The organism is Rhodococcus sp. C1 (genome assembly GCF_020809065.1).
Taxonomy (GTDB): domain Bacteria; phylum Actinomycetota; class Actinomycetes; order Mycobacteriales; family Mycobacteriaceae; genus Rhodococcus_F; species Rhodococcus_F qingshengii.
Map to the genome: position 1 here is coordinate 204,125 of NZ_CP078080.1, position 18,695 is coordinate 222,819.

The window sequence follows — 18,695 nt, forward strand, 5'->3', positions numbered from 1 at the left end:
ACTTTTGACGGGTACTGTACGAGCGTCCAGCTCCATTCCGATTTCCGCTCTGTTCGAGTGACCTCCTTCCGTGCGGTTCCCGATCCACGTCTGTTGCTAGCTGAGGAGAGTTCGTGTTGGTGAGAAGAAGTTCCGCGGTCGTGGTGGCGGCGTTGGTCGGTGGCGTGCTGGTGGCAGGTGGCGTTGCTTCGGCAGCTCCGACGTCATCTCCCGCGGTGGAGAACTCGATCGGGTTCAAGCTGGGTTGCGATGGTTATGAACATCTGGCTGTTGATATCGCGGATGTGTTTCATTCGACGGGTGTGACGGTGTCTGCACCGGAGAAGGTGGTGGCGGGGTCGACGTTCACCTATCGGGTTCAGCCGAACGTGATGTCGGTGCCGACGGGTGGGCATGCAGGCCGCAGTGTCGGTAAATGGACGCGGCTCAAGTACGACTTCGATATACCTGCAGGGGTGTCGTTGGTGGATGCTCAGGTCGTGGCAGGTACTTCGTCGAATTTGTCCGGTGTAACTCCGTCGGTGATTCGGATCAACGACGGCGGTTCGCCGGATGGCGCGGGTACGCATCTGCGTATTTCGGGGAACAATCAGACTGCTGACTCGAACAACAAGGGCGGTAACGGCCCGAGCACGAGCAAGAACAGTGACGGTGGAATCGAGGTAGGGGCAGGGAAGACCTTCCGGTTGCCCGCGATCGACGTGACGGTGGTTGCCGGTGCCGCGGGTAGTACGGTGCAGCCGAAGTTGCGTGCCACAGATGGTGATTCGGGTGCGTTCAATTCGCCGAAGAATGCGTTCACGTTCTTGCAGTACGAGACCCTTTGGCCGGGGTACTGGGAGCGCTACAACTGCTCTCCGCGCGATTCGAGTGGTGGTGGGTTGAATGCGGGTGGTCAGGCATTGGCCACCGTCAACGTCGTCTCGCAGGCGGCGACCTCGACCACAGTGACATCCGGCGCGGCTGCAACGGTCGGTCAGTCGACCGATTTGGTTGCGCAGGTCTCCCCGGCACCGACAGGCGGCACCGTTCAGTTCAAGGATGGCGGAACTGACATCGGCGCCCCGGTGGCCGTCGTCAATGGCGTTGCCACACTGCCACATACATTCACCGCGGCAGGCGATCACTCCATCACCGCTGTATACGACGGTGTTCTCGAGTTTCTGACATCCACGTCACCAGCACGCACAGTGAGCGTGGCCGCTGCCGATGTACAGACGACTGCGTCGTTGACAGTCCCGAGTAGTGCCGTCGAGCAGACCTCGGTCGCGCTGACCGCAAACATCTCACCGGCAGCTAACGGCGGAACGGTCCAGTTCAAGGACGGTGGCATCGACATCGGCGGACCCATCGCGGTGACTGGCGGAGCGGCGACCCTGGATCACACGTTCACCACGACGGGATCACACTCGATCACTGCGGTCTATTCAGGTACTGCAGGTTTTGGTGGTTCGACCGCGCAAGCTCAGACCATCGAGATCTCGAGCTCATCGCTGAGTACGACTACAACGCTTCAAGTTCCGGCTACGGCGGTTACGGGTACTGCTGTTGATCTGACGGCGACGGTTGCTCCGAACAATGCTGTCGGCACGGTGCAGTTCAAGTCGAACGGCACGGCGATCGGTTCACCGGTGACGGTGACTGGTGGTGTTGCGACGCTCTCGCATTCGTTCGATGTTGCTGGTGCTCAGAGTGTTACCGCTGACTTCACTGCTGGTGCTGGGTTTGTGAGTTCGTCGGCGTCGGCTCAGGCGGTGACGGTGTCTGATCCGGCTCCGGTGGATGTGGTGACGACGACGTCGCTGTCGATTCCGGCGACTGCCATCACGGGTACGGCGGTTGATCTGACCGCGACGGTGGCTCCGAACAACGCTGTCGGTACGGTGCAGTTCAAGTCGAACGGCACTGCGATCGGCTCGCCGGTGACAGTCTCCGCGGGTGTTGCGACACTGAGCCATTCCTTCGATGCTGCTGGCGCTCAAAGTGTTACGGCTGACTTCACCGCCGGTGCAGGCTTCGTCAGCTCCTCGGCGCCTGCTCAGACGGTGACGGTCTCTGATCCGGCTCCGGTGGATGTGGTGACCACGACGTCGCTCTCGGTTCCCGCGACGGCGGTTACGGGTACTGCGGTTGATCTGACCGCTACCGTGGCTCCGAACAATGCGGTGGGTTCGGTGCAGTTCAAGTCGAACGGCACGGCAATCGGTGCACCGGTGACGGTGTCCGGTGGCACCGCGACGCTCTCGCATTCCTTCGATACTGCTGGTGCTCAGAGTGTTACGGCTGACTTCACTGCTGGTGCAGGGTTTGTGAGTTCGTCGGCGTCAGCTCACACGGTGACGGTCTCGGATCCGGCTCCGGTGGATGTCGAGACGACGACGTCGCTCTCGGTTCCGGCTACGGCGGTTACGGGTACGGCTGTTGATCTGACGGCGACGGTTGCTCCGAACAATGCTGTGGGTTCGGTGCAGTTCAAGTCAAATGGCACTGCGATCGGTTCCCCGGTCACAGTGTCCGGTGGTACCGCGACCCTCTCACATTCCTTCGATGCCGCTGGCGCGCAGAGCATTACCGCGGATTTCACCGCTGGTTCCGGATTCAAGAACTCGGTTGCGAGTGCGAAGTCAGTTCAGGTCAGTGTTGCCGACCAGGAATCCGTCGTCGAACTGAATATCCCGACCGACGCCAAAACTGGTGTGGCGACCGACTTGTGGGCAACCGTCCGAACGTCGTCGGATGATGCTGTCGGCGTCGGAACCGTGCAGTTCTACGACGGTGGCGTCGCGATCGGCGGTCCTGAAGCGGTTACGGCCGGCGCTGCCGGCCTGACGCATTCGTTTACCTCTGCGGGTGCGCACAGCATCACTGCGGTCTATTCGGGAGGAGCCGGTGTAGTCGGATCCTCGGCCCAGGCGCGGACGGTGAATGTAACGGACCCTGCGCCTTCGGATGTCACCACGGAGACTGTGGTGACGGTGCCTGGTGATGCCGTGGTGAACAAGTCGGTGACCCTGTCGGCGACTGTCAGTTCGGTGCAGAACGGTGGAACGGTGCAGTTCATGGATGGGGATACTCCGATCGGTGACGCTGTTGCAGTGGTCAACGGGATCGCGGCGCTGAACCATACCTTCACCACAACCGGCACGCATTCGATTTCGGCAATCTACAGCGGGGCAACCGGATTCACAGGATCCACCTCGACGGCCCACGCAATTCAGATCAAGGCTGCAACCGGCGGTGGCACGGGCAGCCTCGGTTCAGGAAGCGCTGGCTCGAGCGATTTCCTTCCGTTCGGTTCCTGACCGAAGCAGTTCAGGTCGCGGCCCCGAGGCAATATCCCTCGGGGCCGATCGACAGGGTGAACTGCATCGAGCGCGAGTTACCGGTTCCGTCGCTGACGGGCAGGGTGACACGGACGTAGTCGCCGCGAACCGGAGTGACTGTTGCAGCGTCGGCGTCGAAAGACTTGATACCGGCCAGCTGATTCGGATCGAGCTTGAGAGGCGGCTGGCCGGTTGCGCCGGTGCCGTCCGGATCCCACGGGCTGTTGCCGGGGCAGATCAGTGGATAGAACGTCTCGACGTCGCGGGTATTGACCGGCCGTCCCGTGGCGCGTGAGAGAAACCTGACGACGGCGTGGGAAGCGTCGGCCGCGGTGTAGAAGTTTGATTGCCCCGCAGGGAAGACGAACGGGCACGCATAGCCGGAAGCGATCTCCGAGCGCTTGGCGGCGACGGAGAGTCCGCCGCCGCTCCAGGTGACCGCGTACTGGCCGTCGACGCCTGGTGCGGCGATGGCCGTCAAGATGGCGGGAACATCCGAGTATCGGTCGGCGATCGTTGTGGGCGGCATCGTCCAGCATGCGTTCGTGAGCGCGTCCACGTCCAAGGACACCAGGTCCGTTGCCCAAGCTGCCAAGGCCGGCGCAGCAGCCGGATTGCCGGGCACGTCACCAACCGGAGGTGGCGCGACCGGCGCAGCGGGCGCAATTGTGGTCGTGGGTGCGAGAGTGGTTGTCGTCGTGGTTTCAGTCGTCGGCGGAGACGGTTCGTCCGTCAGGATTCCCGTCCGTCCGTCGTCCTCACATGCGGTTATCGCCAACGTCATGGCGAGTGCGACTGCCCCCACTGCCGCTCGTCCTGCCGACTTCATTCGTTCGTACGCCCCTTTTGCGACATTCTGACCAACATCCACCCCAGAACTGCTGCGGGTCAGATCACGGATTCCCGTCTACGCTAGCGAACTGTGGATCCCGTTTACAGAACAGTCATCGGCATCGCCCGTACCGTCTTCGCTTTCGAGGGCCTGAAGTTCTCCGTCAAGGGAGAGCAGAACATCCCGGCGTCCGGTGGCGCCGTGATCGCGATCAACCACACCGGGTACATGGACTTCACGTATGCGGGACTGCCGGCACGGACCCCGAAGCGCTACATCCGGTTCATGGCCAAGAAAGAGGTCTTCGACAACAAGATCTCCGGACCGATCATGCGGGCCCTCAAGCACATCCCGGTCGACCGCGGCGCGGGCGCCGACTCCTACAAGGCGGCCGTAGATTTCCTGAAGCGCGGCGAATTGGTGGGCGTGTACCCCGAAGCCACGATCAGTCGGAGCTTCGAGATCAAGGAATTCAAGTCCGGCGCCGCCCGCATGGCGATCGAGGCGGGCGTCCCGATCGTTCCCGTCGTCATCTGGGGCGCTCAGCGCGTGTGGACGAAGGGTTATCCGAAGCGTTTGGGCCGCACCAACACTCCCATCTCCATTGCCGTCGGCGAGCCGATTGCACCTTTCGAGCCGGCGAGTGAGCTGACGGCGAAGCTGCGGTCGACGATGCAGGAGTTGCTGCTCGATCTGCAGAAGAGCTACGACCATCCCGCCGGCGAGTACTGGGTGCCGGCCCGCCTCGGTGGCAGCGCGCCGACGCTCGAGCAGGCCGACAAGATGGATGCCGACGAGGCTGAGGCGAAAGCCAAGGCTCGCGAGGCGCGGAAGTCCGAAGGCTGACCGATGTCCTTCGAACCCGTTTACACCGCTGTCGAGGTAGTCGCGCGTGGTCTGAGCGGTTTCCAGGGCGTGAAAGTCACCCGCACCGGGACGGAGCACGTCCCGGTGTCCGGCGGTGCCGTCATCGCGATCAACCACACGAGTTACCTCGATTTCATACCGGCGGCCCTGGCGGTCGGCACCGCGAAACGCAAGCTCAGAGTGATGGCCAAGGCTGAGCTGGCGGACAACAAGGTCCTCGGCTTCCTCATGCGTGGATGCGGCGTCATCGAAGTGGACCGCTCCGCCGGAGCGCAGGCGTATCGAGCCGGAGTCGACGCCCTGAAACGGGGCGAACTGGTGGGCGTCTACCCGGAGGCGACGATCAGCCGGAGCTTCGAGATCAAGGAAATGAAATCCGGAGCAGCTCGGATGGCCATCGACGCCGGCGTTCCGATAATTCCGCTGATCGTCTGGGGCGCCCAGCGGATCGTCACCAAGGGCGGACCGAAAAATCTGGGCCGCAATCATTTCCCGATCTCGGTGGAGGTGGGTGCACCGATCGATCCGGTCGAGCCCGCCGAAGCGTTGAGCGAGATTCTGCGCATCGAGATGGATGCAATCCTGCGCCACGTGCAGGACGGGTTCGTGCACGAGCCCGGGGCGTACTGGGTGCCGCGCCGACTCGGCGGTGGCGCACCGACGCCGGAGGAAGCTGCGGCCATGGACGCACAGGAACGCGCGAAGCGGGCGCGCTGAGCGAGACCGTCGTACCGGGCAGGCACAATGGCGGTGTGAGCCCAGACCGTCGTATCAGCCCTGACCGCCCAACCTTGGTTGCGACCGATGTCGACGGCACCCTCATCGATCACGACGAGTTGGTCAGTGCCCGCACCCGCGCCGCCGTGCATGCCGTCGTCGAATCCGGCACGCCGTTCCTGCTGGCAACCGGGCGTCCTCCGCGATGGATTTCGCCCGTCGTCGAGGGCTTGGGATACGCGCCACTCGCCGTCTGCGCAAACGGTGCCGTTGTCTACGACAGCTACGCCGACCGCGTCCTCAGCGCCGCGACCTTGTCGGTCGACGCACTCACCGAACTCTCCGAGCTGGCACTGGTTGCACTCCCGGGCGCAGGTTTGGCCGCGGAACGAGTGGGGGAGAGCGCACATGACGCCGCCACCCCACAGTTCGTCAGCTCACCAGATTACGAACACGCCTGGCTCAACCCGGACAACACCGAGATGTCCGAGGACGAAGTGCTTGCGGCGCCGGCCGTCAAACTCCTGATTCGCCGTCCAGGCATGACCAGCACGGCGATGTACGACACGCTCGCTCCGCACGTCGGTGCGCTCGCCGACATGACGTACTCCACCGAGAACGGACTGATCGAACTCTCGGCGCCGGGAATCACGAAGGCGTCGGGCCTGGTTGCTGCCGCGGAGAGGTTCGGCTTCGACCTGTCGGGTCTGGTTGCCTTCGGGGACATGCCCAACGACATCCCGATGCTGGGGATGGCACGCCTCGGCGTTGCCATGGGCAACGCTCACCCCGAAGCCAAAGCCGCAGCCGACGAGGTCACCGACACCAATTCGGCGCACGGGGTCGCAAAAGTCCTCGAGCGCTGGTGGTCGTAGAACCCACCAGCGCCCGAGGACGTGTACTGCTCGAGTGTCAGCCGACAGGCGCGCTGTTGGCCATTTCCTGGGCAAAGGTCTCGTTGTAGGTCTTGAGGACCTTCGTGACCATGCCGGTGATCTGGTTGAAGATCAGCGAACCGTTCTCGAAGTCACTGCGCAGGCCGTCCGGGATCGAGTACTCGTCCGAGATCGGCAATCCCAGTTCACCCGCGTCGGAACCGAAACTCTGCCACGACTTGAAGATCTCGCCGAGCACGGTGAACACTCCGCCGTTCGGCGAGGTGTAGACAGCGCCGTTCTGGAACAGCGCACCCTGGTTGCCGAGCTTCGCCTGCAGAATTCCGGACAGTGCCTGGCCGAGGCGTCCGATCTCGCCACCTTCGGCGATCCACTTCTGCGCGAGCGGTGAATTGTCGGTGATCTGCAGAATCTGGGTGACCAGATCCGGGATCGACGAACCGGTGCCACCGGTGACCGTGTCGACCGGAGTGGTCGGCTTGGGCGCAGGCGTCGACGGATTGGAAGGGTTCGAGGGGTTCAACGTTCCCCCGATGTTCGCGGCCGCGATGTTCCGGATGTCGTTCATGTGCGCGTATGCGGCATCACCCGGGCACGCGGTGTTTCCGACGTCGCGGTGGGCGAAGATGATCGGCAGATCGACTGCTGCGCCCTGCGGGTACGGCGTGAACTCGGTGCCCTCGGAGTACATCGTCGTTCGGCCCTTGGGATCGAGTCCGGCCATGCCGAGCTTCCAACCGAGGAACTTGCCGACGGCGTTGAGCGTCGCCTGCGAAGGCTCGACGGTGGAGTAGTCGCCCATCATCGCGATACCGGTGGTGTTCTCGTTGAATCCACCCGCGTGTGCACCCTGAACTGCCTTGTCGAGTCCGCCTGCGCGGCCTTCGAAGGTCTGACCGTACTTGTCGACGAGGACGTTGTATCCGACGTCGCACCAGCCGAGCGTCTGTGCGTGGTAGGCGTAGATCGAGCGGACGATGCCGGCCGATTCGGCCTTCGTGTAGTTGTTGCTACCTGCGGTGTGGTGAACGGTCGCGCCACCGATGAAGTCGTCGTAGGTGGGGGAGTCGCAGCGAAGTGACTCGTCTGCTCCCCACTGAGCACGGGTGATGACGGACGGTCCGCTGCCGCCGAGCGGCGCTGCGACGGCCTGCAGATTGCTGTCTGCCTCGCTGGCGCCCGGGTCGATCAACACGGCGGTGACGGCATCTGCTGCCGTCGTCACCTGGCGAAGCGGCTTGGACACCGAAGCGGGTGTGTACCCGAGTTCGCCGGTGGCTGCGGGTGCTTCAGCGGGGGCAGCTTCCGGAGCGGGCGCGGGGGCAGCTTCCGGAGTCGGGGCCGGCGCAACCTCGGCTGCGGGAGCAGGGGCACCCTGCGGCGTGAGGATCTGGATGGACTTGGTGGCGCCGACGAAGACCGGTTCGGTGGCGGTACCGGAGTTGGTGGCCTGATCCGAGCTGGCGGAGTCGATGGCGTCAGGGGTGAACCACGGGCCCCAGGTGCCGTCTTCGGCCAGGGCGCGGACCTTGGACTGCGCCGAGGCGATGGTGTCCGAGGTCAACGCGACCATGCTGAACGGAGTGTCGCGGGTGACTTCCTTGACCACGGCACCTGGCTCTTCCTCGGAAGGAACCGGAGCGGTTTCGGTCGGGGCGCCGGGAGCAGCGGGTGCCGGGAACAGCTCGGTCGGCAGCGTGATCCCTGGAGGTAGCGGGATTTCGGTCGGGAGCTTGAGGTTTCTCAGATCACCGAGGTTGATGTCGGGGAGATCGAGACCGGTCAGCTCCTTGACCGGAATGATGATGTCGGGCACCGACGCGAGGAGCACCTCTGCGATCTGGGTCGGCACTGCTACTGACGTCGTCTCGTTCGCGGAACGTACATCGGACGTAGTGCTCGTGAAGCCGTAGACCGCAAAAGGACTTGCGACAGCCACTGCGGCTACAGCCCCGAGTACGAGCGAGGGCTTCGGTCGACGGTGTGGCAAGGGATTACTCCTCGGTTGTAGTTACTTGCGAGCGAACTTCAGGGCCGATGACGGCCGTGAACGGAATCCTTCAAAACCGGATCCGAGCAGGTCGGATGCCATGTTCTGGGGTTGAACTCCAGTTTTCGGACGCGTACGTCTGCAACTCGTGATGCTGATGTGACTCGTGTGACTGGTGTTGCTAACTCCAAACACTCTTGCCACACTAGTCACAAAAGTCCATAACGCTCAACCTTAGGGTGAGACTTTAGTTAAATCGTTGTGGACTGGCCTGCGCGCGAAGTACCGACTTCGCGGACTCGTGAGGCCGGTAGCGATGAGGAGAGCATTGATGGCGAGAAGCGGAAGAAGCGGAACTGCAGGTAAGAAGCCTGTGTCCGGTCGCGCAGGTCGCTTTCTGGTGGGCGGACCCGGGAGGCGAACCTCGCTGATGCGGATCTCGGTCCTCGGTCTCGTTCCGGCTCTTGCGCTCGGCGTCGCGATCGGAGGTTTCACGCAAATCCGCGCTGACGAGCCGTCGATCCTGCACGCCGTCGCTGCCGACACGCAATTCACGCTCTCCGGGCACGGCAACGGACATGGCCGTGGAATGGGCCAGTGGGGCGCTTACGGCTACGCCAAGAACGACGGCTGGTCCGGCGAGCGAATCCTCAGTCACTACTACGGGGGAACCGTCCTGGACTCGATGCCGCCTGCCCAGATGAGTGTGCGGCTCACGGCCCAGGACAACTCGACGCTCGACGTCTACTCCGACGCCGGCCTCGTGGTCAACGGTCAGCGCACCGCGCCCGGCGAGGCTGCCCATCTCACTGCACTGCCCGGTGGCGGTGCGCAGGTAGTGGTCACCAGCGGGTGTGGTGGCGGGGTTGTCTGGGAAGCGGTCACCGACCATCCGTGGGTGGACCCGGTGGACCTCGGTCCTGATCGACCCGCCGACCAGTTCCTGAAGCTGTGCAACAACGACGCGCCCTATCGAGGCGCCCTCGGCGTAGTGCTCGACAACGGCTCGGCTCGGACAGTCAATCTCCTCGACATGGAGGACTACCTGCTCGGCGTGGTGCCGGTCGAAGCGAAGGCCGAATGGGCCGATTCCGGTGGGGCCGAAGCGCTACGGGCGCAAGCCGTGGCAGCACGCTCGTACGCTGCGACCGAGCATCGCAGCTCGTACGCCGACACCTGCGACACTCAGGACTGCCAGGTCTACGGCGGAGCGGGCAAGGAAGATCCCCGCACCACCGAAGCCGTCCGGTCCACCGCCGGCGCCGTTCTGTCGCGTGACGGCAAGATCGTTGCCACCGAATTCTCCTCGTCCACAGGAGGTTACAGCTCCGGCGGTGAATTCCCGGCCGTCGAGGATCTCGGTGACGCCCTTTCTCCGAATCATGACTGGACAGTGAATCTGACCGCAGGGCAGATTGCGGACGCCTTCGATGTGGGTGAGCTGCAATCGCTCAAGATTCTCTCGCGCAACGGATTCGGTACCGACGGCGGGCGAGTGACGGCAGTCGAGGTAGTCGGAACAAATGCAACTGTTGGTGCCACCGGAATTCAGTTCCGCCAGAAACTCGGCCTGAAATCCGACTGGTTCACCATCGGTGACGGTGCGGGTGTGGTAGTGGCACCGGATTCGGAATCGACAGTGCCGGAATCCAATTCGCCATCCGACGATCCATCGGGTACGGTTACGGAGACGCAGATCGAGAAGAAGTATCGGGAGCTCGGCGGTGAAAGCGGCTCTCTCGGTGCTCCTGCCGGCCCGGAGATGCAGTTGCCCTCCGAAGCAGGCACTTTCCGTGTCTACGAAAACGGAACCATCATCTGGACAAAGGTTTTGGGCGCGCAGGTAGTTGATGCCAACGTGCTCCGCGAGTGGATACCGACGGGCGGAAGCTAGGGGAAGGTCGGTCGGTACCGACTCGCACGTATCGACTCTGAAGGGTCTCTGCCGTAACCCGGCGGAGGCCCTTCAGGTCGTTCAGGGTTCGTTGGTTGTCGGTCAGATGGTCGGGGCGTCGCCGAGCAGGCGGTACTCGAGCCACAACTCCGCACGTTCCGTGGGGGAGCCGAGGTCGAGCTGGAGAAGGCTCTCGATCCGAGCGAGTCTGCTGCGCAACGTATGCCGATGAATATTCAGCGCTGTGGCTGCGGCGTCGCCCACCCCGTTGTGTGCCAACCACATGGCCAAGGTCCGGTAGAGATCGCTACCGCCCTTCGCTTCCAGAAGCGGGCGCAAGTGTGCCGCCGCGAATGCCGTCGAGCGATCCTGGTCGAGAAATGCGGACAATCCGCTCTCCGAGAGTTCGGCGAACCGCATCGAAGGCAGGTTGCGGGCACCCGCCTCGGCTGCTGCTTGCGCGGCTTGGCGTCTGGCGCGCGAGAGATCGTCCCACCACAGCATGTCCGACACGCCGACGGTGACGTCGATTTCGTTGACACGGGCGAGGATTCGCCCGCTGTCGGTAGCCGAGACGACGGCAATCAGTGCACCGTCGGTGATGCCGAACGCCAGATCGCGGCTGAGACCATCGAGCAGTGAGACGGACACGCTCTCGAGCAGGCCACTCGGGCCCGCTACGTGGAAGACCTGGAAAGGCTCGACCGGAAATCCTCCCCACAGTTCCCCGGAGATGTTGCGGGCGAGCGCATTCTGTCCCTCGAACAGCTGATGCATCGCAACGGTACGAAGGTGGTTCATCGTCAGCTGTGCGTCTCGGGTTCGAGCCGTCATCAACGTGAGCAGAGACGCGGCTGCGATGACGATGCCCTGATTCAGTGAACCGACGGCGCCGGGGCAGCCGGCGACGAGGTACCCCATCAGCTTTCCCCTCGACGTCAGCAGCGGATGGGAGATGACGTCCTCGTTCTCACTCGTGAGGAAACTGACTTCCATCGGGCGGGCGTCGCGCTCGGGGGCAGTTCGCTCGATTCCGGCGGCCGCGGCGGTGTGTGAGATCTCGACGGTATGTCCGGCCGAGTCCAGCAGAGCCGCCCATCCGCCGATCAATTCCGCCACCCGTCGTACGACTGCCCGGGTGCCGTTGACCGTCACCGCAGCTTGAAGCAGTCGCCGCAGGCTCTGGTAATTGCTGCGCAGCGCTTTCATGTCGTCGTCGGATTGCGCCTTCGACACCGCTTTGGTCAGGGCGATGAAAGGTGTTCGCAATGGGACGTCGAGAAGGGGCACACTGAAACGGGTGGCCGCATCCACCAGAGTCTGTGGCGCCTGCTCGTATCCGAGGCCGGTTCCGAAACCGATTCCGGCAATTCCGGCCGCCACCAGGGTCCGTACGAATCGGGTCGTTTCCGCGGCCGTCGTCGGTAGTGACACCCCGGTGATGAGTAGTAGTTCACCGCCGTCGAGGAAGGGCGTCGGGTCGGGAAGTTCGGAGACATGTGCCCAGGTCAGGGTGCGATCGAGCTGGTCGTGCCCAGCCAGGACGCGAAGGCCGAACTGTTCGGTCGCACAAAGCTGGCGGAGCGTGATGGGCATGAGTCCAGTCTGACACCTCGAACTCGCCACTTTGTAGTGCCTGCGGTCACGTTTGTACAAAGTGGAGCCTGACGCGAGCTTGCCGAAGGTCCGACACTGGCGCTATCGAAAATGCGCTCCGGATAGAGCGCCACCGAGATCCACGTCCCGAACAGCCCACAAGGAGTACTGATGTCCAGTACAGACCAGCCGGCACTTCAGCACACGCTGAAGAAGCGGCATCTGTCGATGATTGCGATCGCAGGCGTCATCGGCGCCGGACTGTTCGTCGGCTCCGGTGTGGCGATCCAGGAGACGGGACCCGGTGTCCTGATTTCCTACGCGCTTGCCGGCGTAGTCGTCATCCTCGTGATGCGCATGCTCGGTGAGATGTCGGCAGCGTCGCCGGAAACCGGCTCGTTCTCCTCGTACGCCGACAAGGCCATCGGGCGCTGGGCGGGCTTCTCGATCGGCTGGCTGTACGCGTGGTTCTGGATCATCGTGCTCGGTATCGAGGCCACCGCCGGTGCCCTCATCATGAATCGCTGGGTCCCCGGCGTTCCCCAGTGGACCTGGGCATTGATTCTGATGATCGTGCTGACGCTGACCAACATCATCTCGGTCAAGTCGTTCGGCGAGTTCGAGTTCTGGTTCGCCTCCATCAAGGTCGTCGCCATCATCGCGTTCCTCGGCATGGGCATCGTGGCGATCTGCGGATGGATGCCCGGCGTCGAAGCACCCGGAATGACAAACCTGACCGGTCACGGCGGCTTCCTGCCGAACGGAACAGGAGCGATGCTCGCCGCAGTCCTTGTGGTCGTGTTCTCGTTCTTCGGGGCCGAAATCGCCACCATCGCCGCCGGTGAATCGGCCAACCCGCTCGAAGCTGTTCGCGCAGCCGTCAAATCCGTCGTCTGGCGAATTCTCATCTTCTACATCGGCTCGATCGCGGTGGTCGTCACCCTGCTTCCCTGGGACAGCGCGTCGGTTGCACTCAGCCCGTACGTCGCCGTCATGGACTCCTACGGCATTCCGGCCGCGGGCAACATCATGGACGTCGTCGTCCTCACGTCGGTTCTGTCCTGCCTCAACTCCGGTCTCTACACCGCGAGCCGCATGATCTTCTCCCTCGCCGGCCGCGGCGACGCCCCCAAGTCGCTCTCACGTATCGAGAAGACCGGCGTCCCGATGCGCGCTGTCCTGGTCTCGACGATCGTCGGCTTCCTGACCGTCGGCATGAACTACCTCTCCCCGGACAAGGTCTTCCTGTTCCTGGTCAACTCCTCCGGTGCGATCGCGCTGTTCGTCTGGCTGGTCATCTCGGTGTCCCAGCTGCGCACCCGCCGCAAGCTCGAAGCTTCGGGCCAGGAGCTGGAACTCAAGATGTGGTTCTTCCCGTACCTGACCTACGCCACGATCGCCGCCATCATCGCGCTCTGCATCGGAATGCTCACCCTGGACTCGACGCGCAGCCAGATGATCGTGTCCCTGGGACTTGCAGCGATCCTCGTGGGTATCGGGCTCTACCGCTACCGGAACCACAAAGACACCGACGCCGACGCCGAGGTCGTGCCCGTCGCCGAGAGCGCTCCCACACCCTGACACCAACGTCCCCATCTGCGAGATACTTCGATGTCCTAGTATCGGCCACGGACAGAGAAATCGACGTGAGCACAGCAGATGGGGACAATCATGACCACACCCGAACCGATCGTCATCGTCGACGGGGCCAGGACCCCCGTCGGTAGCTTCGGCGGCGTCTTCAAGGACGTACCCGCACACGAGCTGGGCGCCGCAGCAGCCAAGGCCGCGCTGAGCCGCGCCGGCGTTGCGCCCGAAGACATCGACGAGGTCGTCATGGGCTGCATCGGCCAGGTCGGCCCGGACGCCTACAACGCACGCCGCGTCGGCATCGCCGCCGGACTGCCCGAGAACGTCCCCGCCTACACCGTCAACCGCCTCTGTGGCAGCGGTCTGCAGGCTGTGTGGTCTGCGGCGATGCAGATGCGATGGGGCGCAGCTGCCATCACGCTCGCCGGCGGTGACGAGAGCATGTCTCGCATGCCCTTCTACGACTTCGCCGCCCGCTCGGGCTACAAGCTCGGCGATCGCAGCCTCGTCGACGGCACCGTCGCGATGCTCACCGACCCGTTCAGCAAGGCTCACATGGGCCGCACTGCCGAAGCCGTCGCCCGTAAGTACGGCGTCAGTCGCGAGCAGCAGGACGAGTTCGCCGTCGAATCTCAGCGCCGTGCCGCTACCGACGCAGCGAAGGCGGCATTCGCCGAGGAAATCACTCCCGTCGAGACCGGTGGTCGGCGCTCCGTCACCGTCACCGAGGACGAGCATCCCAAGCCCGGAACCACCGTCGAAACCCTCGCCAAGCTGCGCCCCGCATTCGAAGAGGGCGGATCCGTCACCGCCGGTAACGCGTCGGGCATCAACGACGGCGCCGGCGCACTCGTCCTCGCGACGGGCACCGAGGCAGCCAAGCGCGGTCTCACCGGACTGGTCACGCTCGAAACCGTCACGACGGCAGCCATGGAGCCCGGCCTGATGGGCTACGCTCCCGTGCTCGCTCTCGAAAAGCTCTTTGCACAAACAGGATTGAAGCCGTCCGACATCGGCACCGCCGAGGTCAACGAGGCGTTCGCTTCGCAGGCCATCGCCGTCATCCGTGACAGTGGCCTGGATCCGGAGAAGACCAACCCGTACGGCGGAGCGATCGCCCTCGGACACCCGGTCGGCGCCACCGGAGCCATCCTGACCCTGCGTGCCGCGCGCGACATGGTTCGCCGCGACCTCGAATTCGGCATCGTCACCATGTGCATCGGCGGCGGTCAGGCACTCGCTGCCCTGCTGAAGCGGGTCTGATCATGGCGGCCAAGCGCAAGCCGTCGTGGCACGACGACGAGATCACCGCAGTAGCCGAACTGGCCCGTGGTTTCTTCGATCGTGAACTGATCGCCAAGCGTGAGCAGTGGGACGCTCAGCATCGCGTCGACCGGTCCGTGTGGCTCGAAGCCGGCAAGCTCGGCCTGCTGTGCTGCTCGATTCCCGAGGAATACGGCGGGGGCGGTGGAACTTTCGCGCACGATCTCGCTGTCTTCGAGGCGCAGGGCTACTGCGGTGACTATGCGCTCGGTAACTCCGTGCACAGTGGCATCGTCGCCCACTACGTGCTCGAGTACGGAAGCGAAGAGCAGAAGAAGGCCTGGCTGCCAGGTATGGCAACGGGCGAAATCCTCGGCGCCATCGGAATGACCGAGCCAGGAACAGGTTCCGACCTCAAGGCAATCACCACGTCCGCGATCCGTGACGGTGACCACTACGTCGTGAACGGGTCGAAGACCTTCATCACCAATGGTGGCAGCGCAGACATGATCGTGCTTGCCGTCAAGACCGACCCCAAGGCGGGCGCCAAGGGTGTCTCGCTCCTGATCGTGGATCTTCGTGACTGCGAAGGCTTTGCGGTCGGCCGCGTGCTCGACAAGGTCGGTCAGCACGGCGCAGATACGTCGGAGCTGTCCTTCACCGACGTTCGCGTTCCCGTCTCGAACCTCCTCGGTGAGTCCGAGGGGCTCGGCTTCGGTCAGTTGATGGCGCAACTGGTGCAGGAACGCCTCATCATCGGCGCGCAGGCCATCGGCACCATCGAGCGTGCAGTCGAGGAGACCGTCGCATACACCAAGGCGCGTCAAGCGTTCGGGCACAGCCTCTTCGAGTTCCAGAACACCGCCTTCGAGCTGGCCGAGTGCCAGACGATCGCACGCACCTGCCGTGTCTTCCTCGACAACTGCATCGAGGATCACCTCAACGGCGAGCTGGACGGCGCAGACGCCGCGATGGTCAAGTACTGGCTCACCGAGCAGCAATGCGCCGTCGTCGACCGGTGCGTGCAGCTCTACGGCGGATACGGCTACATGCGTGAATACCCGATCGCGCGCATGTACGAGGACTCCCGCGTCCAGAAGATCTACGCCGGCGCCAACGAAGTGATGAAGGGCATCATCGCGAAGAGTCTTTGATCACCGGCGTCGAAAACCATTGACACCGACCAGGCACCCACCGAGCATTTCGGTGGGTGCCTTTGTGTGTGCCCACAAGCGGTATCGAGCTGTTCGGAAGGCAAACACTGATGAGCTTCACCATCGACGTCGGGTCGGCGCGCGTCACCCAACTGACAGAGCTGGCGCACTGGCCGTTTCCGCCGCGAGAGCTCTTTCCCCAGGCGAGTGAGGCCGAGATCAGTGAAGCGTCGGCGCGGCTGACACCGGAGTTCTTCGACGAGGGTAGTGGTGACCTCGTGCTTGCCATCCACACCTACCTGGTGGAGATCGGCGGCAAGGCCGTCGTCGTCGACACCGGCAACGGCAACAGCAAGCACCGGCCGAACCTCTTGCCGCATCACATGTTCGGCACCGACTACCTCTCACGCTTCGCAGCCACCGGTGTGTCCGCCGACGACGTCGATCTGGTGGTCAGCACACATCTGCACCCTGACCACTGTGGCTGGAACACCGCCCTCGACGCCGAAACCTGGCGGCCTACCTTCCCCCGCGCGACCTACATTTTCGATCGCACCGAACTGGCCGCGCTCGAACAACTCGCCGCCGACGGTCCACACGAAGGAGTGGTCTCGGATCTGGCGCAGACCTTCGAGGACAGCGTCCGTCCCGTTCTGGACGGGGCGAAGTGGGAGGCGGTCGACGACGGCCACGTCCTGGTCGAGTCCGAAGGCACACGCGTCGTCGTTCGCAGCGCGCCCGGCCACACGCCGGGCCACATCGTGATCGAGATTCGCACTGCCGACGGCGGCGCCGTCATCTCCGGCGATGTGGTCCACCATCCGATCCAGTTTCTGTACCCGGACCTCAGTCAGGGCGGCGACGCGGATCCGGAGATCGCGAGGGTCACCCGCCGCGAACTTCTCGAACGCTGCGCGTCGAAGGGACTGCTTCTACTTCCCGCACACTTTCCGGTCGACGAACCGATCACGGTTCGGTTGAACGAGGACGATCGCCCGATGGCACCTTCGATATATGTTGCGAGGCCTGCATAGAATGGGCCAATGCCTGCGACCGAATCGACGCCATCGCTCTCCGGCAGGCCGCTTTCGAGTCGGATCGGATACGGCTTGGTCAAAGCCGCACTCCGCGTGAGGCAGTCGTACGCGGAGGCTTTGTCTCGCGTCGGACTGCTGCCCAATCATCACGCCATTCTCAGCACACTCGATGAACTCGGCCCATGCCATCAAAAGGAGCTTGCTTCCCGAGTGGTGGTCGACCCCGGTGACATCGTTGCCTATCTCGACAGTCTGCAGGAGTCGGGATACGTTGTGCGCGAACGTGATCAATCTGATCGGCGTAGGCAGGTCGTTTCGATCACGGACTCCGGAGTAGCGAAGTTGATCGAGGGTGATGCGGCCCTCGACGGCGTCGAGCAAGAGGTCTTCGAGTCGTTGACCGATCGGGAACGTGAGACATTGACGGTCGTATCCGCCAAGCTCACGGGGCAGACGGCGCGGCCGTCAGAGGCCTGATGATTCCGGGTACTCTTTTGCTCGTCTCGGCTGGACGCTTGTGGCCCCAGTAACTCGGTTGGTTGTAAGTTCTTGCCACCCAACTCAGATCGTCAACGGTGAGTCCACCGAACCCGTACTCGATCTGCAGACCGGACGGGCTGCCGATGTAGATCGACGTCATCAGGTCATTGGTGTGGCGCCCCAGCGTTTGCATGACCTCGGTGTCGTGGCTGTCGAGAAGATCGATCAGGCGTCCGAGATCGTCCATGCATTCGACTTCGAGCATGAGGTGGTTGAATCCGACGTGGCCGGGATATTCGGCCAGTGCAAGTGAATGATGACGTCCGTTGACGTGATAGAAGCGCACGGTGAATTGGTCGTTGGTGATCCGGTCCGATAGTCGGAAACCCAGCACATCCACGTAAAACTTGTTGGCTTCCTCGATATTCGGTACCTGTAAAACGATGTGGCCCAGGCCTTGATCTCCGGTCACGAATCCGCCGCGCATGACACGACCCGGTGTGAACGACAGTGGCGTCGATGCCTTTCCCCACGAAATCTCGTGTCGAGTTCCCCATGGGTCGGTGAACCACACGAGTTCGGCGACTTGCCGCTCGGCGAGCAGGTCGGGATTGCCGTCGTGCAGCGTGATGCCGCTCCGGTCGAGGTGCGCGGCGAACGAGTGAAGATCGGATTCATTGGCCATTGCCCAACCGGCGTACAGGAATTCGTCTACCTTGCCGGGGTGGACGGCAATTCGATAGTTGACGTCGTCTACTGCGAGCCGGATTGCGCCATCCGGCCCGTCTGGTGACAGTTTCGCGCCCAGAAGTCCGGTTCCGTACTTTCTCCAGTCCTGAGCCCTGGGTGACGCGACTCCGATATACGACAGTTCCTGGATCACGATGATCTCCCTCGAATGCACTTGATGGTTGCTGTTCCCAAAATATAAGCAGTGTGACCAATGATTGGCAAGTCAATCGTTGGTTTTGCCAAGCAATTTGGGAGTGGCAGCCGCCAGTGATGCTGAAATCAGGAAACGGGGGCCATAGTCCCTGGTGACGCATCCAACCCTCG

Annotated in this window: 14 protein-coding genes; 10 read left to right on the forward strand and 4 right to left on the reverse strand. The window is 63.2% G+C overall.

Going from position 1 to position 18,695, the window contains the following annotated elements; genetic code table 11:
* The first annotated feature begins 119 nt into the window (after positions 1 to 119).
* Complete coding sequence (locus tag KTR60_RS00945) at positions 120 to 3,302, forward strand: beta strand repeat-containing protein (RefSeq protein ID WP_228401668.1); 3,183 nt, start codon at positions 120 to 122, stop codon at positions 3,300 to 3,302.
* 10 nt (positions 3,303 to 3,312) lie between these two features.
* Here the strand turns inward: KTR60_RS00945 and KTR60_RS00950 are convergent, their stop codons facing one another.
* Positions 3,313 to 4,152, reverse strand: coding sequence for a hypothetical protein (locus KTR60_RS00950; protein ID WP_042921235.1), 840 nt, complete (start codon positions 4,150 to 4,152; stop codon positions 3,313 to 3,315).
* Between the two features lie 93 nt (positions 4,153 to 4,245).
* Here KTR60_RS00950 and KTR60_RS00955 point away from each other — a divergent pair, with 93 nt between their 5' ends.
* From KTR60_RS00955 to KTR60_RS00965, 3 genes are read left to right on the forward strand one after another with little or no spacing between them, the layout of a single operon-like run.
* The gene (locus KTR60_RS00955) at positions 4,246 to 5,001 is read left to right on the forward strand and encodes a lysophospholipid acyltransferase family protein (RefSeq protein ID WP_042921233.1); all 756 of its coding nucleotides are present in this window, start codon (positions 4,246 to 4,248) and stop codon (positions 4,999 to 5,001) included.
* Positions 5,002 to 5,004: 3 nt separating this feature from the next.
* Positions 5,005 to 5,739, forward strand: a complete 735-nt coding sequence (locus tag KTR60_RS00960; protein ID WP_058038054.1) for a lysophospholipid acyltransferase family protein — start codon at positions 5,005 to 5,007, stop codon at positions 5,737 to 5,739.
* A 53-nt stretch (positions 5,740 to 5,792) separates the two neighbouring features.
* A complete protein-coding gene (locus tag KTR60_RS00965) occupies positions 5,793 to 6,614 on the forward strand; it encodes a Cof-type HAD-IIB family hydrolase (protein WP_037131235.1) in 822 nt (273 codons plus the stop codon).
* Between the two features lie 37 nt (positions 6,615 to 6,651).
* Here KTR60_RS00965 and KTR60_RS00970 read toward each other — a convergent pair whose 3' ends face one another.
* Entirely contained in the window at positions 6,652 to 8,625 is a 1,974-nt protein-coding gene (locus tag KTR60_RS00970) for an N-acetylmuramoyl-L-alanine amidase (protein ID WP_208689966.1), read from the reverse strand.
* Between the two features lie 331 nt (positions 8,626 to 8,956).
* On the opposite strand from KTR60_RS00970, the gene KTR60_RS00975 reads away from it, so the two are divergent.
* Entirely contained in the window at positions 8,957 to 10,519 is a 1,563-nt protein-coding gene (locus KTR60_RS00975) for a SpoIID/LytB domain-containing protein (RefSeq protein ID WP_054827106.1), read from the forward strand.
* Between the two features lie 102 nt (positions 10,520 to 10,621).
* On the opposite strand, the gene KTR60_RS00980 is transcribed toward KTR60_RS00975, so the two are convergent.
* Positions 10,622 to 12,115 carry a PucR family transcriptional regulator gene (locus tag KTR60_RS00980; RefSeq protein WP_003943944.1) on the reverse strand — a complete coding sequence of 498 codons (1,494 nt, stop codon included), beginning with the start codon at positions 12,113 to 12,115 and terminating at the stop codon, positions 10,622 to 10,624.
* A gap of 171 nt (positions 12,116 to 12,286) precedes the next feature.
* Here KTR60_RS00980 and KTR60_RS00985 point away from each other — a divergent pair, with 171 nt between their 5' ends.
* The 5 genes from KTR60_RS00985 (at position 12,287) to KTR60_RS01005 (ending at position 17,636) form a co-directional block, all read left to right on the forward strand.
* The gene (locus tag KTR60_RS00985; RefSeq protein ID WP_064442963.1) at positions 12,287 to 13,696 is read left to right on the forward strand and encodes an amino acid permease; all 1,410 of its coding nucleotides are present in this window, start codon (positions 12,287 to 12,289) and stop codon (positions 13,694 to 13,696) included.
* Positions 13,697 to 13,786: 90 nt separating this feature from the next.
* Positions 13,787 to 14,968, forward strand: coding sequence for a thiolase family protein (locus KTR60_RS00990; RefSeq protein WP_007731825.1), 1,182 nt, complete (start codon positions 13,787 to 13,789; stop codon positions 14,966 to 14,968).
* Between the two features lie 2 nt (positions 14,969 to 14,970).
* The gene (locus KTR60_RS00995; RefSeq protein WP_081557203.1) at positions 14,971 to 16,122 is read left to right on the forward strand and encodes an acyl-CoA dehydrogenase family protein; all 1,152 of its coding nucleotides are present in this window, start codon (positions 14,971 to 14,973) and stop codon (positions 16,120 to 16,122) included.
* 110 nt (positions 16,123 to 16,232) lie between these two features.
* Complete coding sequence (locus tag KTR60_RS01000) at positions 16,233 to 17,156, forward strand: MBL fold metallo-hydrolase (protein WP_228401670.1); 924 nt, start codon at positions 16,233 to 16,235, stop codon at positions 17,154 to 17,156.
* A 9-nt stretch (positions 17,157 to 17,165) separates the two neighbouring features.
* Positions 17,166 to 17,636 (forward strand): MarR family winged helix-turn-helix transcriptional regulator, encoded by a 471-nt coding sequence (locus KTR60_RS01005; RefSeq protein ID WP_064113800.1) that lies wholly within the window; start codon positions 17,166 to 17,168, stop codon positions 17,634 to 17,636.
* Here KTR60_RS01005 and KTR60_RS01010 read toward each other — a convergent pair.
* Complete coding sequence (locus tag KTR60_RS01010) at positions 17,602 to 18,522, reverse strand: VOC family protein (RefSeq protein WP_180279543.1); 921 nt, start codon at positions 18,520 to 18,522, stop codon at positions 17,602 to 17,604. The genes KTR60_RS01005 and KTR60_RS01010 overlap by 35 nt on opposite strands.
* Positions 18,523 to 18,695: the final 173 nt, after the last annotated feature.

Excerpts from the sequence above, each read along its gene's own strand:
- KTR60_RS00950 (WP_042921235.1), bottom strand. The coding sequence starts at position 4,152 with ATGAAGTCGGCAGGACGAGCGGCAGTGGGGGCAGTCGCACTCGCCATG.
- KTR60_RS00960 (WP_058038054.1), top strand. The coding sequence starts at position 5,005 with ATGTCCTTCGAACCCGTTTACACCGCTGTCGAGGTAGTCGCGCGTGGT.
- KTR60_RS00975 (WP_054827106.1), top strand. The coding sequence starts at position 8,957 with ATGGCGAGAAGCGGAAGAAGCGGAACTGCAGGTAAGAAGCCTGTGTCC.
- KTR60_RS00980 (WP_003943944.1), bottom strand. The coding sequence starts at position 12,115 with ATGCCCATCACGCTCCGCCAGCTTTGTGCGACCGAACAGTTCGGCCTT.
- KTR60_RS00985 (WP_064442963.1), top strand. The coding sequence starts at position 12,287 with ATGTCCAGTACAGACCAGCCGGCACTTCAGCACACGCTGAAGAAGCGG.
- KTR60_RS00990 (WP_007731825.1), top strand. The coding sequence starts at position 13,787 with ATGACCACACCCGAACCGATCGTCATCGTCGACGGGGCCAGGACCCCC.
- KTR60_RS00995 (WP_081557203.1), top strand. The coding sequence starts at position 14,971 with ATGGCGGCCAAGCGCAAGCCGTCGTGGCACGACGACGAGATCACCGCA.
- KTR60_RS01000 (WP_228401670.1), top strand. The coding sequence starts at position 16,233 with ATGAGCTTCACCATCGACGTCGGGTCGGCGCGCGTCACCCAACTGACA.
- KTR60_RS01005 (WP_064113800.1), top strand. The coding sequence starts at position 17,166 with ATGCCTGCGACCGAATCGACGCCATCGCTCTCCGGCAGGCCGCTTTCG.